The organism is Marinobacterium lacunae (assembly GCF_000705555.1).
Classification (GTDB): Bacteria; Pseudomonadota; Gammaproteobacteria; order Pseudomonadales; family Balneatricaceae; genus Marinobacterium_D; species Marinobacterium_D lacunae.
The window spans coordinates 1-13,723 of record NZ_JMQN01000039.1 but is presented as its reverse complement, the minus strand read 5'-3'; the positions used below and the strand labels follow the sequence as shown (position 1 = coordinate 13,723).

12 protein-coding genes and 1 tRNA gene are annotated in these 13,723 nt (G+C 48.3%); 8 read left to right on the top strand and 5 right to left on the bottom strand.

The annotated features are described in order from the left end of the window. The first annotated feature begins 5 nt into the window (after window positions 1-5). The 3 genes from ADIMK_RS12450 (at window position 6) to ADIMK_RS12440 (ending at window position 4,869) form a co-directional block, all read left to right on the top strand. Window positions 6-1,850: an McrB family protein gene (locus tag ADIMK_RS12450; protein ID WP_197027531.1), complete on the top strand. Its 1,845-nt coding sequence runs from the start codon at window positions 6-8 to the stop codon at window positions 1,848-1,850. 85 nt (window positions 1,851-1,935) lie between these two features. Beyond that, window positions 1,936-4,572 carry a restriction endonuclease-like protein gene (locus ADIMK_RS12445; RefSeq protein ID WP_036188608.1) on the top strand — a complete coding sequence of 879 codons (2,637 nt, stop codon included), beginning with the start codon at window positions 1,936-1,938 and terminating at the stop codon, window positions 4,570-4,572. An 84-nt stretch (window positions 4,573-4,656) separates the two neighbouring features. Next, complete coding sequence (locus ADIMK_RS12440) at window positions 4,657-4,869, top strand: hypothetical protein (RefSeq protein ID WP_051498221.1); 213 nt, start codon at window positions 4,657-4,659, stop codon at window positions 4,867-4,869. Window positions 4,870-5,007: 138 nt separating this feature from the next. Here the strand turns inward: ADIMK_RS12440 and ADIMK_RS21720 are convergent, their stop codons facing one another. Next, the gene (locus ADIMK_RS21720) at window positions 5,008-5,646 is read right to left on the bottom strand and encodes a hypothetical protein (protein ID WP_231517047.1); all 639 of its coding nucleotides are present in this window, start codon (window positions 5,644-5,646) and stop codon (window positions 5,008-5,010) included. A 603-nt stretch (window positions 5,647-6,249) separates the two neighbouring features. On the opposite strand from ADIMK_RS21720, the gene ADIMK_RS12435 reads away from it, so the two are divergent. Next, window positions 6,250-7,302 carry a helix-turn-helix domain-containing protein gene (locus tag ADIMK_RS12435; RefSeq protein WP_036188605.1) on the top strand — a complete coding sequence of 351 codons (1,053 nt, stop codon included), beginning with the start codon at window positions 6,250-6,252 and terminating at the stop codon, window positions 7,300-7,302. Further along, window positions 7,303-7,782: a PIN domain-containing protein gene (locus tag ADIMK_RS12430; protein ID WP_036188602.1), complete on the top strand. Its 480-nt coding sequence runs from the start codon at window positions 7,303-7,305 to the stop codon at window positions 7,780-7,782. Window positions 7,783-7,914: 132 nt separating this feature from the next. Here ADIMK_RS12430 and ADIMK_RS12425 read toward each other — a convergent pair whose 3' ends face one another. From ADIMK_RS12425 to ADIMK_RS12415, 3 genes are all read right to left on the bottom strand, one after another. Further along, window positions 7,915-8,259: a hypothetical protein gene (locus tag ADIMK_RS12425; protein ID WP_036188600.1), complete on the bottom strand. Its 345-nt coding sequence runs from the start codon at window positions 8,257-8,259 to the stop codon at window positions 7,915-7,917. A gap of 1 nt (window position 8,260) precedes the next feature. Further along, the gene (locus tag ADIMK_RS12420; protein ID WP_036188597.1) at window positions 8,261-9,511 is read right to left on the bottom strand and encodes a tyrosine-type recombinase/integrase; all 1,251 of its coding nucleotides are present in this window, start codon (window positions 9,509-9,511) and stop codon (window positions 8,261-8,263) included. 315 nt (window positions 9,512-9,826) lie between these two features. After that, complete coding sequence (locus tag ADIMK_RS12415; RefSeq protein ID WP_036188593.1) at window positions 9,827-10,690, bottom strand: YicC/YloC family endoribonuclease; 864 nt, start codon at window positions 10,688-10,690, stop codon at window positions 9,827-9,829. A gap of 105 nt (window positions 10,691-10,795) precedes the next feature. Here ADIMK_RS12415 and rph point away from each other — a divergent pair, with 105 nt between their 5' ends. Continuing rightward, complete coding sequence (gene rph, locus ADIMK_RS12410) at window positions 10,796-11,566, top strand: ribonuclease PH (RefSeq protein WP_051692914.1); 771 nt, start codon at window positions 10,796-10,798, stop codon at window positions 11,564-11,566. 68 nt (window positions 11,567-11,634) lie between these two features. On the opposite strand, the gene ADIMK_RS12405 is transcribed toward rph, so the two are convergent. Further along, window positions 11,635-12,408 (bottom strand): exodeoxyribonuclease III, encoded by a 774-nt coding sequence (locus ADIMK_RS12405; protein ID WP_036188591.1) that lies wholly within the window; start codon window positions 12,406-12,408, stop codon window positions 11,635-11,637. 247 nt (window positions 12,409-12,655) lie between these two features. On the opposite strand from ADIMK_RS12405, the gene pyrE reads away from it, so the two are divergent. Both pyrE and ADIMK_RS12395 read left to right on the top strand, forming a co-directional pair. Next, window positions 12,656-13,303 carry an orotate phosphoribosyltransferase gene (gene pyrE / locus ADIMK_RS12400; RefSeq protein ID WP_036188589.1) on the top strand — a complete coding sequence of 216 codons (648 nt, stop codon included), beginning with the start codon at window positions 12,656-12,658 and terminating at the stop codon, window positions 13,301-13,303. Window positions 13,304-13,369: 66 nt separating this feature from the next. Beyond that, a tRNA-Phe gene (locus ADIMK_RS12395) sits at window positions 13,370-13,445 on the top strand. Window positions 13,446-13,723 lie beyond the last annotated feature (278 nt).

Sequence of the window (13,723 nt, the reverse complement as noted above, 5' to 3'; positions counted from 1 at the left end):
AATATATGAAAGGAAATAGGGATGAGGTTTTTTCTTATATTTTTTCGAAAGCCGATGAAGTTGGTTATATGGGGCTTGATTCAGCCAGGTCTGGTAAATTCCAAGATGAATTGGAAAATGATCCTGAACTAATTAGAATTGCTGGGGAAAAACTTTCAAGAAATTACATCAAGGATACCGTTTTAAACAATTATAGTAAGAAGCAAAGATATATATCAGAAGATGATGTGCTTAGTGTTTTCGTTGAGTTGAGTGATATTTCTGTTTTAGGTGCCAAAAAAGATCTTGAGAATGGTATTTTTAAAATTTCATATTCAAATGAGGAGTTTGAGTGTACTAGTTCAAGTATTAACGAATGGCAAACAGTTTTAAAACGATTCGGAAAAAGAAGAAGCGGAAAAACTAGATTTGCTTTTTTGACTTGTGGTGGTATAGAGAAACAGCAAGATGAGCTTGGGGCTGTCGTAGATATTTTAAAATCATATGGTGTAACAGCTCTCATCGTTAAGCCTAGCCAGAAACCTATATCAATAAAGCTGTATTTGAGTAATAAATCTGGTCAGCCTTTTAGTTTAGTTAAAACGGGATTGTCCAAACCCTTCCTCCTTCTCGCAGGTATCTCAGGCACAGGTAAAACCCGCTTTGTGCGTGAGCAAGCAAAAACATCAAAGCAGTTTGCTGAAACCTATTGTTTAACCTCAGTACGCCCCGATTGGCATGAGCCGAGCGATTTGCTGGGTTATATTTCACGCCTAAATGGTGCTGCTGAATACATCACTACCGATGTATTGCAGTTTATCGCCACAGCTTGGCGTGCCATTGCTGATAGCGACTTAACCGTTGAAGTGCAAGAGAACGAAGACCAAGGCAAGCGCTTAGTTGTGGCCGGTGAACGTGATGCGTTAGATAAGGTGCTGCCTTACTGGCTGTGTTTGGATGAAATGAACCTAGCCCCTGTTGAGCAATATTTTGCTGATTATTTATCGGTACTGGAAACCCGCGAATGGTGTTGGACAGGTAATAGCTTTACCTACAGTTGTGATGCCCTATTAAAACCCGCCACCATTAAAGAAGTCGCTGATAAAGAAAAGCTGCGCGAAGCGCTAGGTTTTGATGACGCGCAATACGATGAGCTGTGGGCACATATTTGCCAATATGGTTTAGGTATTCCGTTTAACCTGCTTGTTGCAGGCACAGTGAATATGGATGAAACCACTCACGGCTTTTCGCGCAAAGTGATTGACCGAGCGCTGAGCTTTGATTTTGGTGCGTTTTTCCCGAATAACTTTGATGAGTTTGCTGATTTTGGAACTCCGACAAGTTGCAATAAACGCCTTAGCTATCCTATTTGGTCAAACGCCAGCAAAGCAGACTTAGACAATACCTTTGATGCGGATGGCACAAAAACCGTTGCGTTTTTATCGGCCGTTAATGCCGTGCTAAAAAATACCCCGTTTGAATTGGCATTTCGTGCGCTCAATGAACTTCTTCTCGCGGTTGCTAGTAGCCAACCACAAGATGACCTAACTCTAAAAGCTGTATGGGACGACTTTATGATGTGTAAGGTTCTGCCGCGTATCGAAGGCGATACCGACAAACTGACTACATCTGATGGAAAGGCTTTGTTGGTTGAACTTGATACTGTGTTGGCAGACCAGTTTGCCCCTATTTGGTTAGCGTCTGACGCAGACGAAGCCAATCAACGCCCTGACTTGTATCGCGAGAAAATCGTGGCCGATGGTGCTACTGAAGAGGAAAAAGTACTGCGTATACCTTGCCGTTCAAAAGCGAAGTTGCAGTGGATGAGCGAGCGATTAGCCAGTGCGACCTTTACCAGTTTCTGGCCTTAATGAGTCGGTGCTGTTTGATGCCTTCTGCAATGAATGAAACCTATAAGCAGAACCCGTACAGTGATGGTGTAAGGAGTGGTAGGGAATGCCGGAGTTAATACGATTACAAACCCCTGACTTTGAGTTTTCGGTCTGGGCGAATGATATTAGCCAGCGGTTGCGTGTGTACCAGAATACAATGGCGCATAGGGCGAGCGCTAATCATGCACAACCTAGCTACGAATTGCGCTTTGCGCCAGCAGCGCAGCTGAGCAATGCGATTGAACCGCAAGGGCTTGTTGCAGATGCTTTCGTACAAAGTAGTTTAGTACAAAGTAGTTTAGTACAAAGTGGGTTAGATGAAAGTGACTTAGCCGAAAGTGACCTTGTTGCCAATGGCTTAGCGAAACACGCTGAGCTGACATTAAATTCTCCCTTGTTTTTTGAGAATACTCAGTACCAGTTTGAGTGGGTATTTTTTAGTGAAGTAACCCATGCGCGGCTAACTCACCGAAGCCAAAACGTGAATGAGGCATTTCGTTTTGCTCCCGAAGTAAAAACCGCAAGGGGCGTGGTGCCCGCACGTTTAACCGGCACCATTAATACCGGTAATGATGTGGGCTGGTTACGTTTGCCACTTACCTTTGAGCACAATGGTAAAACACAGACTCAGCACATAGCCTTTGAAGTGCTGCCAACCAAAATGGCACTTCACCAAGACTTGCCCGCCATGTACCAAGCCATCGACAAAGTTTACCCTCTTTGGCGCTTTAGTTTGGTCGAAAAAACCGAGCAAGATGCAGCGACCAGCCAGCAACGCGGGCATTTTCCACTGATGTGGTTGGCTAATTTTGCCGCGTTACGGGAGCGTTTTGAGCAAGGCTTAAAAGTGATTTGTGCAGCCCCTCATAGCCGTTTGCAACCGACGGTAGCCAATATTAAAGCGGCCAAATTAAAAGGCCGCCTGCCAAATAAGTTAGCCGAGAAAGTTAAGCAAGACTTTGCGAATGGCCAGTACGATAAGCGCTATGCAGTCGAAAAAAAGCAACTGAGTGTCGATACCCCAGAAAACCGCTTTATTAAAATGGCGGTGAGTAAAAGCAAGCGGCAATTAGCGGAGTTTGAACAAAAGCTTAGACAAAGTAACCAAGCACCAGAGCGGCAACGGTTGTCGGATTCATTTTTAAATGAGCTGCATAGTTGGCAACAACCGCTGCAAAAAGTGTTGGGCCAAAGTTTTTTAAAAGAGGTGGGTGCATACACAGGGTTAAACCGTGAGTCGTTAGTGCTACAGCAAAAAACCGGTTACAGCGCGGTATATCGTATTTGGCAGGAGCTGAAATTTTATTTAGATATGTTTGGCAATCAGTCGAGCATTTCAATGAAATCAGTGGCCGAGATTTACGAAGTATGGTGCTTTTTGTGTTTGAAGCAGATTTTAGAGCAGGATCTCGGCTTTGAATTGGTTGAAAACGGGGCGGCAGAGCTAAAACAAAATGATTTTTTTGAGTACAGATTTAAAGAAGATGGCTTGAAAGGCGCCTTTCGTTTTAAACGTAGCGATGGTGTCACTGCAAGGCTAGCACACGAGCCTGTATTCAATAAAGACGGTGTAATTCGGTCTTATTTGGTTAACCAAAAGCCGGATATTGTGTTGGAAGTGACACTGCCCAAAAGCGCCCATTTAACAAAAGCAGACTCATCAGAAGAAAAGCAGTTTATTTGGCTATTTGATGCCAAGTACCGTATTAAAACCGAGAAAAACCGCTTTGATGACAGCAATGAAGATATCGAAAGTACCGATTACGTACCAGACGATGCCATTAACCAAATGCACCGTTATCGGGATGCCTTGATTCGTCTATCAGAGCCGCGCTTGTCTGAGTCACCATCCAGTAAAATCGAAGGACAACCTGCTAAAAAAAGCCGCCCAGTTTTTGGTGCGTTTGCTTTATACCCAGGTTTTTTTGATCAAGCCACAACACCCAACCCCTACGCAGCTGCGATAGAAGAAGTGGGTATTGGCGCATTTGCCCTCTTACCTAGCCAAAATGGGCCTAGCCAAAACGAACTTAGTCAAACTGAATCAACCCAGACTAAGAGCCGTTATTCCGGTCACCAGTGGTTGTTAGAGTTTTTGCAAACGCAAATTGGCACAGCGCCGAATGCACAAACAGGGCAAGGCAATGAGGCCATGTATCCTGTGGCTGGCATGGCGGAAAGGCTTTACGTACAAGAAGCCGCACGCATACCGTATTACGGCATGCGTCAAGTACTGTACCCTGATTTGACGATGACAGTGGCATTAGGTGGGCAGCGTGGCCGTGATAATGGCTACTTTGAACAATTTGAGCAAGGCACAGCGCGGTGGTATCACCTGCCGCAAAGCACGTTTTTACAGAAATTTAAGCAGCATATTGCCGAGGAAATTCGCTATTTAGCGTTGGCGTCTACCTCAGACACTCAAAGTTCATCCAAGCAAATTGACAAACTTTGGCCGGTTAAACGAGTCACCGTATTACCACGCTACGCCATTACCGAAGATCAAGCGGGTAAGAAGTCAGGTTCTGCTGATTTGTATTATTTATTTGAGCTTGGCAAACCGCTATCACTGCAAACGCCAGTGACCAATGTGCCACATCGCCCAATGAAAAACTCGATGAAACTCACAACCTTAACTCGCCTAGAGAGCGTCACTAAGTTTACCGAGGTTGAAAAAGTGTACGAAGCGGCAATGGTGTGAGCGAGTGTTATTAATTATGCAGAAGGTTAAGAGAATGACAGCCTCGTTTTCTAGCTGTTAGCCAATGCAGTGGGAGGATATGTGATGAATACTCGAACCTGTTCAATTTGTGAGATGGGTCAACTCATCCTGTATACTGAAAAGATTACGGTTGTGCATTTGGGGCAACAAGGCCAAATTGAAAGCCAGTATTCAATGTGTGATTATTGTAACAGTGAACAGGTAGGTGCAGATGAAGCTCGTTTTAACAAGCTCGCCATGAATGCCTTTAAAAAGCAGGTGTTTAAAACAGTCTGATACATACTGCCAATTAAAAAGCGACATCAAATGATATCGAGCTATTTGGCGCTTTTGATATTAAAATTGCACCAACAACACCCCTCTCGCTACCCGTTAGATCAGCGCCCTGTGAGGGGTTACTCTTTTTTCAGGCTTCTAATTTTTGGTACCGTAATGAGTTATGGCACCAAAATTCGCTTTCAACCACACATCACTCTCCGGCCCACAAAGGTGGTGCAGTAGAGCTAGGTTTATCTTGTGGCTGATCACGTTGCCGTTTCGTTTTTGGCTCTCCTTTCTAAAACCTCTCAGTAATAACCCCGTACATGATTTGCCCACTTGCTCTGGCGAGCAGGGCAGGCAAAAGCCGCGGTTTTGCTGTTTGGGGTGCAAGGTAGCGCGCTTTCCTGTTTTAGACAAAGGCGCAGCGCACCAAAAGATACAGGCGTTGGCCGGTGTGTTTGCTTTCAATGTGTTGGTTTTGCTCGTGTAATCCGCATATACCGGTAACAAATGTGCCGGTAACAAAACCAACCCGCCTTGCGCGTGGCCTTCAACCTCAGGTAAAGGTAGCCAATACAGGTTTGGCCATTGCTCGGGGCTCTGCCATTTTTCTACGATCACTTGCGCGCCAATGCTATTCAGCCATTGGTGAATGGGGCAGCCTGGATGCGCTTGTTTAACGCGCGGTAACTGATAGGTCAACCAGCGGGTTAAACGTTCGGCGGCATTATCGCACTGGCTTAATGCTGGGTAGAGGGTAAACGCGCCATGCCCAACCAGTAAAGCGACCACCTGCTGTATCCATTCTCTATCCCAATCGTTAGCACTTGCCCATAACACGTCACTTATCACCTTGTTGGTTCGTCATGCCGTCTATTTTCAGTGGTCGGGTGCAGACTCAGTGGTGAATTAGATGAAAGAAATGGCCATCAAACTAACCAGTCAAATCGGTTTTTTATGATGACCTGTGCGCGGCTAACTGTTTGATATACATAGTCCAATACAGCGCTGTTTGACGGCATTTAGCCCATGCAAAAAAATCGAGACGCCAAACGATCGTTTGCATTCTGGGTTTAAAAAATCAAACGGTTTGTACTTTGATGCCGAGGTTGGTTTAGGGTACAAAAAGTGCCAAACCTTGCTTTGAGCCAGTACTGGCAAGGCTTAGCAGCGTTGGATTTCAATCGAGAAGCCAAACAGTGAATGGGCTAATTTCCCTGTTTGGCGTTTCGATCCAAAAGCCAAACGGATAGTGGTTTTGGCGTATGGGGGTAAAGGCATGGGGAAGTGTGTGCGCGAACACGCGAATGATTGCCCTGTAAAACCAATCGACAAAAACGCCAACTTGGTTTATATTTTTAAAATAATTTTAGTTTTCATAAACCAGAGGTCTGTATGATTGGAGAGCGCATAAAACGAGCCCGTGCAGCCGCTGGCCTGTCGATGCAGGCCTTGGGTGAGCAAGTTGGTATTAGTGCCAACATGGTTAAAAAATACGAGCACGACCAGAGTATGCCTTCGTCGGGAGTTTTACTTAAATTGGCGACGGCTTTGTCGGTTCGTACTGAATACTTCTTTCGCCCAGCACAGGTGACTTTGGGTGAGGTGGAGTATCGTAAAAAAGCCTCAGCTTCAGCTAAGTTGCTAAAGAAGATTGAGTCTGATGTGGTTGACCAAGCCGAACGCTGGTTATCACTTAAAAATGTATGGCCAAACTTCCCGATAGCGAGTTTTAACTACCAGCCCGACGTTCCTGTTGTAAGCACTTTAGACGCAGTAGAGCAGGTTGCCGCCAAAGTCCGTACTGATTGGCAGTTAGGTATGAATCCATTGCCAGACTTAATCGACTTGCTTGAGTCTAAAGGTATTTTGGTGATTGTCAGTAACGTACCCCAAGCCGATAAATTTGATGGGTTACAAGCCAAAATATCAGGGCAGCCAATTGTTGTTGTGTCTTCTCATTGGCCTGGTTGCCGCCAGCGGTTTACATTGGCGCATGAACTTGGCCACCTTGTTTTACATGGCTTACTCGATGAATCCCTTGACGAAGAGATGGCCTGCAACCGCTTTGCTTCTGCGTTTTTACTGCCCGAAGTTGGCCTTTTTCAGCATCTAGGAGAGCGACGTTCGAACGTAGACCCCAAAGAGCTATATTTCCTGAAACACGAATATGGCTTAAGCATGGCAGCTTGTTTGTATCGCAGTGCCGACCTTGGTGTGATCACCGAAGAGAAAAAACGCCAAATATTTATACAGTTCTCAAAAAACGGTTGGCGTAAGCAAGAGCCTGGGAATCCTTATCCACAAGAGCAAACATTATTGTTTGAGCAGTTGGTTTATCGTGCATTGGCAGAGGGAATTGTTAGTGAATCCAAAGCCGCTGAGCTGTTACAGATGTCAGTGATGGCATTGCATAAGCAACGCCAAATGTTGGCTGAGGCTGTTTAAATGTATTTGTTGATCAGTGATGCCAATATCCTCATTGATCTCGAAGAAGGCCAATTATTAGGCGTCTTTTTCAATTTGCCTTACCAGTTCAAAGTTCCAGATGTGTTATTCCACGAGGAGCTAAGCAATCAACATGGCTATTTACTCGAGTTAGGGTTGTTGTTGGGAGAGTTAAGCCCTGAGTCTATGATGTACTCATTTGAACTGAGGCAAAAGTATGCTGGCCCTAGCATGAACGATTGCTTTGCACTTGCGTTGGCGAAACAAGAACAGTGTCCATTGCTAACTGGGGATATGGCGCTTAGGAAGGCGGCTGAAAAAGAAGCGATATTAGTTCAAGGTACGCTATGGGTTGTTGAGCAGCTCGTCACCCATGGTGTATTGTCAGTTGAAGAAGCTCAAGCTGCCTACGATAAAATGGCAAAAGCTGGTCGTCGCTTACCTTGGGCGCTTGCAAAGCAGCGTTTAACCCAATTATAAACTTTGCATAGCCCCGATTGCCCCATTCCTTGGGGCGGTTCAAATTCCTCTTATTCACCCTCTAAAGCTCGGCATATCAAGTGTTGCCCCATTGTCCCAACTGCCCACGGTAAGTGAGCAAATGGGGGCTTGTTAGTTTCGCCTGATAGGCCTTTTCGGCATGCGGCTGCGTTTGCCATCGAAGAAGGCCAATACTCTGAACCAATAGAGTGATTCTTCATAACCTAGGCTATGCGTTGGGCGTGCAGGCGGGATCGGGATGAGCCCCAGTTTGCGTCCTAAACTGACAATCACGTAGAACGTGAGTTTTAGCGTCAGCCAAGGAGCGAGTACTACGAATACCATCAGGCAATACCGAGTAAGTGCGTAGCCTATACCATGAGGTTGTTCGAGTAAGGCAATGCCAATACACCAACCAAGGCCTGCCAGCATGGCTATTGGAAAGGTAATGGGGGCGAGTCGCATCATAAATTGCATGTTAGCGCCCTCCTGTGTGGTGTTGTGAAGCGGGCTCAAAGTTCACCAATGGTTCAACCACATCAGCCACGGTTTGATGGGCAATTCGGCGCTCTTCAAAGTAATCGTGGCGGTCGTAGATACCCTCAACGCCTTTTAGCTTATGGTTAAGACAGCGTTCGGCTACGTTGCCTGCAATACCCAAAGAGGCGGCAAGGCTGCGAAAGGTGCGGCGCAAATCGTGTACGGTGAAGTGTTCAAGTTTGCCCATTTTATTGGGAGGCTGTTTTTTGCGCCCAGGCTCGCGACCAAAGAGTTTAGAAATGGCACGGTTTAGCGTATCTGGCCCCATATGTGGACGATGGCTTGCTCGTCTGGCTGGGAAAACATAAGGCGAGCCACAAGCGCGGACTTGCAACTCGTTAAACCAAGCAATGGCTTGGCGTGGTAAGGGAATGCTGATTGGCACGCCGGTTTTGCTGCGTTCTTTGGGCAGATCCCACACGCCTGTGGTTAAATCCATTTCACGCCACATGGCTTCGCACAGTTCGCTTTTGCGTACACCCAATACCAAAAACAGGCAGCAAGCGAGGTAGTTGTCGCGGCCAAAGCTATTGATATGGGAATGAAACACGCTAAAGGCGTAGTGAATTTCCTCTTTGCTAAGCATCCTGTCTTTACTGGACTCCACGCCACCGGCATCGTCTACGGTAAATGCTGCGGCTGGGTTGTTCAGCGTTAAGTCGAGCTTTATCGCATGCCGAAATAGCTGCTTCATGTACATCAAGGTATCGTTGGCAATGGTAGGGCGGTTACTTTCTCGAATGCGCTCTAGCACCTCCCGCACGTCACGTGCGGTCACCTCAGCAATACACTTAATGCCAATGACTGGGCTTATGTCTTTGGTGTAAACCCGATACGGAATCTTGGGATGCTTAAGTCGTCGACTAAGATCGGTTCGATACCAGTCATGGAACAGTTGATCCACGGTTTCAATGTCAGGTAACTCGATTTTCTGTTTTTCTAGAAGAGGATCTATGCCGTCACGTACTTCCTTTCGAAAGTATGCGGCGGCAATTCGAGCGTCTGCCAACGACATTAAAGGAAATTGCCCCAAGGTTGCTTCTCGTCGTCCTTTGGCTGTGGTGTAGCGGATCATCCAGTAAGGCGAGCCTTGTTTGCGGACGCAAAAATATAGACCTTCACCATCTGAATATTTTTTGGGGTCGGCTTTGCTGTATGCAATAACCTGTTTTGCTGTGAGTTTTCCCATGTTTACTCCATAGTTGCTGAAATAATGGAGGGGGCAATAATGGCTGCCCACCACCGATTTGCTTATTGAATCAGCAGCTAACCTGTTGTGGTGGCGAGTTAAATGCGAAAATTGGGTAACTTACTGCCCACCAATTTGCTCACCGCAAAATGCTTATTGAGCAAAAATGAGGGGGCTGCCCACCATTCTGCCCACCACTAAACAGGTAGTTGGTAACGGACATCTATAAACCGATTTGGACGGGAAAAATAAAAAAGCCCTGTATTTACAAGCAAATAACAGGGCTTCTAAGACATTCTTGGACGGGTGAAAAAACTATTCGATATTTTGGATCTGCTCACGCATCTGCTCGATCAGAACTTTCAGTTCGACCGCTCGCTGTGTCGTGCTGGCAACAATTGATTTGGACGACAGGGTATTCGCTTCGCGATTGAGCTCCTGCATGAGGAAATCGAGACGTCGCCCGATCGGCCCTTTCTGTCCAAGCACCCGGCGCACCTCCTGCACATGGGTATCGAGCCGGTCCATCTCCTCGTCCACATCCGCACGCTGAGCAACCAATACCAGCTCCTGCTCAAGCCGCATCGGGTCAGCATCCACGTTCATCTCCTCGATACGTGCGCGCATGGCGTCACGCTGGGCTTCAAGAATCTGCGGCATCAACGCACGTACTTCAGCCACGATTTCAGAGATGCTGTCCAAACGCTGTCGAATCAGCTGGCTGAGTTCTCCCCCTTCGCGCTCACGACCTGCAGACAAATCAGACAGAGCACGGTCGAACAAGCCAAGGGCTTCGCGCTTGATCAGATCCATATCCAGGTCGGCCTCGACAAGCACGCCGGGCCAGCCCAGCACCTGGAAGGTATCAAGTGGCGCCGAATCCGGCATCAATGCCCTCACCTGCGTGGCGGCCGCAATCACTTCCTGAGCACGCACCTGATCCACATTCATGGAGCGGGCTCCGGCCTCGGCCACAAATCGCAGCGTACACTCGACCTTGCCCCGGCTCAGTGAGATCCGCAGCTTTTCTCGCAGCGAGCCCTCCAAATCGCGCAGAGTTTCCGGCAAGCGCAGATGCGGTTCGAGATAGCGGTGGTTGACCGAACGAATCTCCCAGGTAAGCGTTCCCCAATCCTTATGCAGTTCCTGGCGGGCGAAGGCGGTCATGCTGCGTGTCATATGGTGCAATCTCGATTAAAATTGTCTGTTCTGATTCGACACATATTAACAGCCCCGCCGCCATGCCTCTATCGGCGCGGGGAAAACCTCAACTAAGGTATCTTCATGTCCTCCACGCTTTCCGAACAACTGCAGAATCTGGGTTTGAAAAAACTGCGTCCGAGCGGTCGCCAGCCGGACCAGATGCGCGAAGTGCGCATCACTCGCCAGTTCACCAAACATGCAGAGGGCTCGGTACTGGTCGAATTCGGCGATACCAAGGTGATCTGCACCGCCACAGTTGATCGCGGCGTTCCCCGCTTCCTGCGCGGTTCAGGCTCTGGTTGGGTGACGGCCGAGTACGGCATGTTGCCTCGCTCCACCAACACCCGTAGTGACCGTGAAGCGGCGCGTGGAAAGCAGGGCGGCCGTACCGTCGAAATTCAGCGCCTGATAGGCCGCTCTCTGCGCGCTGCGATGGATCTGAAAAAGTTAGGTGAAAACACCATCACGATCGATTGTGATGTAATTCAGGCCGACGGCGGCACCCGTACCGCCTCGATCACCGGTGCCTTCGTGGCGCTGCAGGACGCGGTGAACGTTCTTAAGAAGGACAAGAACGGGGCCATGAAAGGCGATCCAATCAAGCATCAGCTCGCAGCCGTATCCGTTGGCATCTATGAAGGGCATCCCGTGCTGGATCTTGATTATGCCGAAGACTCCAAAGCCCATACCGATATGAATGTGATCATGACGGCCAATGGTGGCTTCGTTGAAGTACAGGGAACCGCAGAAGGTGAGCCCTATACACAGGATGAGCTCAATGCGATGCTGTCTCTCGCCAGCAAGGGTATCAAGGAGCTGATCCAGCTTCAGACCGAGGCACTCAACAGCTGATGCATGCCCTCCCACGGAAACAAAAAAGAAGCCGACCGGCTTCTTTTTTTATTTCAGCTTTTTGAGCTTTAGATATCGACCGCATAATCGATGATCAGCGGGCAGTGCTCCGAGAATCGGTGCTCTCGATCAATGCTTACACCCTTAATACTCTTGCGCAAATTTGCGGTGGTAATCTGGTAGTCAAGACGGGCGCCCTCGTTCAGCGTCCAGGCCCGGTTATAGTCCGGCCACCAGGTGTACTGCCGCTCTGACTTGTTGATCTCTCGGAAAGCATCCACATAACCCATCTCACTGATGATCTCGTCCATCCAGGCCCGCTCTTCGGCAAGGAAGCCGGACACCTTCTGGTTTACGTACCAGTTGCTGAGATCGACCGGTTTATGTGCAATATTCAGGGTACCCGCAAATATGAAGTCGCGGCGCTTACGCAATGTCTTCTTGAGGTGGGCCTTGAAGTGTTCCAGGTATTCCAGCTTGGCCGCTTGCGCTTCTTCACTTTTCAACCCCGACGGAATGGTCAGGGACGACACACTAACCTTGTCAAAATCCGCCTGGATGAACCGGCCCTGATAGTCGCACTGCTCAAAACCAAGCCCAGTCATGATCGCTTTCGGCAGGTGGCGAGTGTAGATGGCAACACCACTAAAGCCGTCTTCAAAGGCATCGAAGAAATAGGCGTGATAACCGTCCGGGTGATAACGATCGCCATCGAGTTGATACTCGCGCGCTTTCAGGTTCTGCAAGCAGACAACGTCCGCATCCTGCTTAACCATCCAGTCGAAAAAGCCTTTGTCAGCGGCCTGTTCAATACCCTGAGTATTGAATGTGATCACGCGCATAGTTTGTTGTGCCTCACCCGAGCGAGCATGGGAGAATGAAAATCAAGAACGACAATTGTATCGGTAAGAGACGGAAAATTAAAATTTTTCCATAGAACTTTAGCCATAATGACGGTGAAAACTCATATACAGACATAATCAGAGAGAATGTCGCCGGATATCGCTTCAGGGGCAGCCCTCTAAGCCCTTTAGCGTTATCATAAGCGCCTGTTATTTCCCGCCGGAACACGCAATCGGAGACCGTTTTATGCAGGACTATCAGCGCGCCTTTATCGAATTTGCCATTGAACAGGAAGTCTTGCGCTTCGGCGAGTTCACACTGAAATCAGGTCGTAAAAGCCCCTACTTCTTCAACGCGGGACTATTCAATACCGGCGCTGCATTAGCCAAACTCGGTCAATTCTACGCGTCAGCGATTGTGGCCTCCGGTATCGAATTCGATGTCATGCTGGGCCCTGCTTACAAAGGTATTCCTCTGGCTGCGACAACCGCTGTTGCCCTTGCTACCGAGCATCAACGCGATGTCCCTTATGTGTTCAACCGCAAAGAGGCCAAGGATCATGGCGAAGGCGGTACGCTGGTCGGTGCTCCGCTTGAAGGCAGGGTGCTGATCATTGATGACGTAATCACAGCAGGCACCGCCATTCGCGAGGTCATGACGATCATCGACAATGCAGGCGCCAAACCCGCAGCGGTTGCCATTGCACTTAATCGGATGGAGAGAGGTCAAGGAGAGCTTTCAGCTATTCAGGAAGTTGAGCGCGACTACAGTATGCCTGTTATCAGCATCGTATCACTTGACGACCTTATTGAGTTCCTCGAAGAGAAAGGCGACATGCAGGCGCAGCTAGCGGCCATCCGCCAATATCGTGATGATTACGGCATTACCCTCTGAGGCTATGATAATGGTCTGCCACGCTTGACCCAATCGGCTCTAAGTGGTTGAATATGCAACCTGATTGCCCGGATAGCTCAGTCGGTAGAGCAGGGGATTGAAAATCCCCGTGTCGGTGGTTCGATTCCGCCTCCGGGCACCACCTCTTTCAGAAGCCCTGCATCATCGATGCGGGGTTTCGTCGTTTTATACTCGCGAAAAATAACGTCCTACTGACCTGTACCCTGTTCGCTTACTCACAGGATCAGCCATTACATAGTGCCCTGCCTCGACCACACCCTAATCTCCCAGTCCTACACAGAGCTGTCAGAGCGCTGGTCTGGTTTAGGCAAGAGACCAATAGTCCCCTGCGTCGCGATAAGTGAGCATCCCACGCCCCGGACGCAAAAAACCCCAGTACCTTTCGGTACCGGGGTTCTT

What these genes read in the sequence shown, in the direction of transcription:
- ADIMK_RS12450 (WP_197027531.1), top strand. Translation starts at nt 6, where the DNA reads ATGAAAGGAAATAGGGATGAGGTTTTTTCTTATATTTTTTCGAAAGCC.
- ADIMK_RS12445 (WP_036188608.1), top strand. Translation starts at nt 1,936, where the DNA reads ATGCCGGAGTTAATACGATTACAAACCCCTGACTTTGAGTTTTCGGTC.
- ADIMK_RS12440 (WP_051498221.1), top strand. Translation starts at nt 4,657, where the DNA reads ATGAATACTCGAACCTGTTCAATTTGTGAGATGGGTCAACTCATCCTG.
- ADIMK_RS12435 (WP_036188605.1), top strand. Translation starts at nt 6,250, where the DNA reads ATGATTGGAGAGCGCATAAAACGAGCCCGTGCAGCCGCTGGCCTGTCG.
- ADIMK_RS12430 (WP_036188602.1), top strand. Translation starts at nt 7,303, where the DNA reads ATGTATTTGTTGATCAGTGATGCCAATATCCTCATTGATCTCGAAGAA.
- ADIMK_RS12425 (WP_036188600.1), bottom strand. Translation starts at nt 8,259, where the DNA reads ATGCAATTTATGATGCGACTCGCCCCCATTACCTTTCCAATAGCCATG.
- ADIMK_RS12420 (WP_036188597.1), bottom strand. Translation starts at nt 9,511, where the DNA reads ATGGGAAAACTCACAGCAAAACAGGTTATTGCATACAGCAAAGCCGAC.
- ADIMK_RS12415 (WP_036188593.1), bottom strand. Translation starts at nt 10,690, where the DNA reads ATGACACGCAGCATGACCGCCTTCGCCCGCCAGGAACTGCATAAGGAT.
- rph (WP_051692914.1), top strand. Translation starts at nt 10,796, where the DNA reads ATGTCCTCCACGCTTTCCGAACAACTGCAGAATCTGGGTTTGAAAAAA.
- ADIMK_RS12405 (WP_036188591.1), bottom strand. Translation starts at nt 12,408, where the DNA reads ATGCGCGTGATCACATTCAATACTCAGGGTATTGAACAGGCCGCTGAC.
- pyrE (WP_036188589.1), top strand. Translation starts at nt 12,656, where the DNA reads ATGCAGGACTATCAGCGCGCCTTTATCGAATTTGCCATTGAACAGGAA.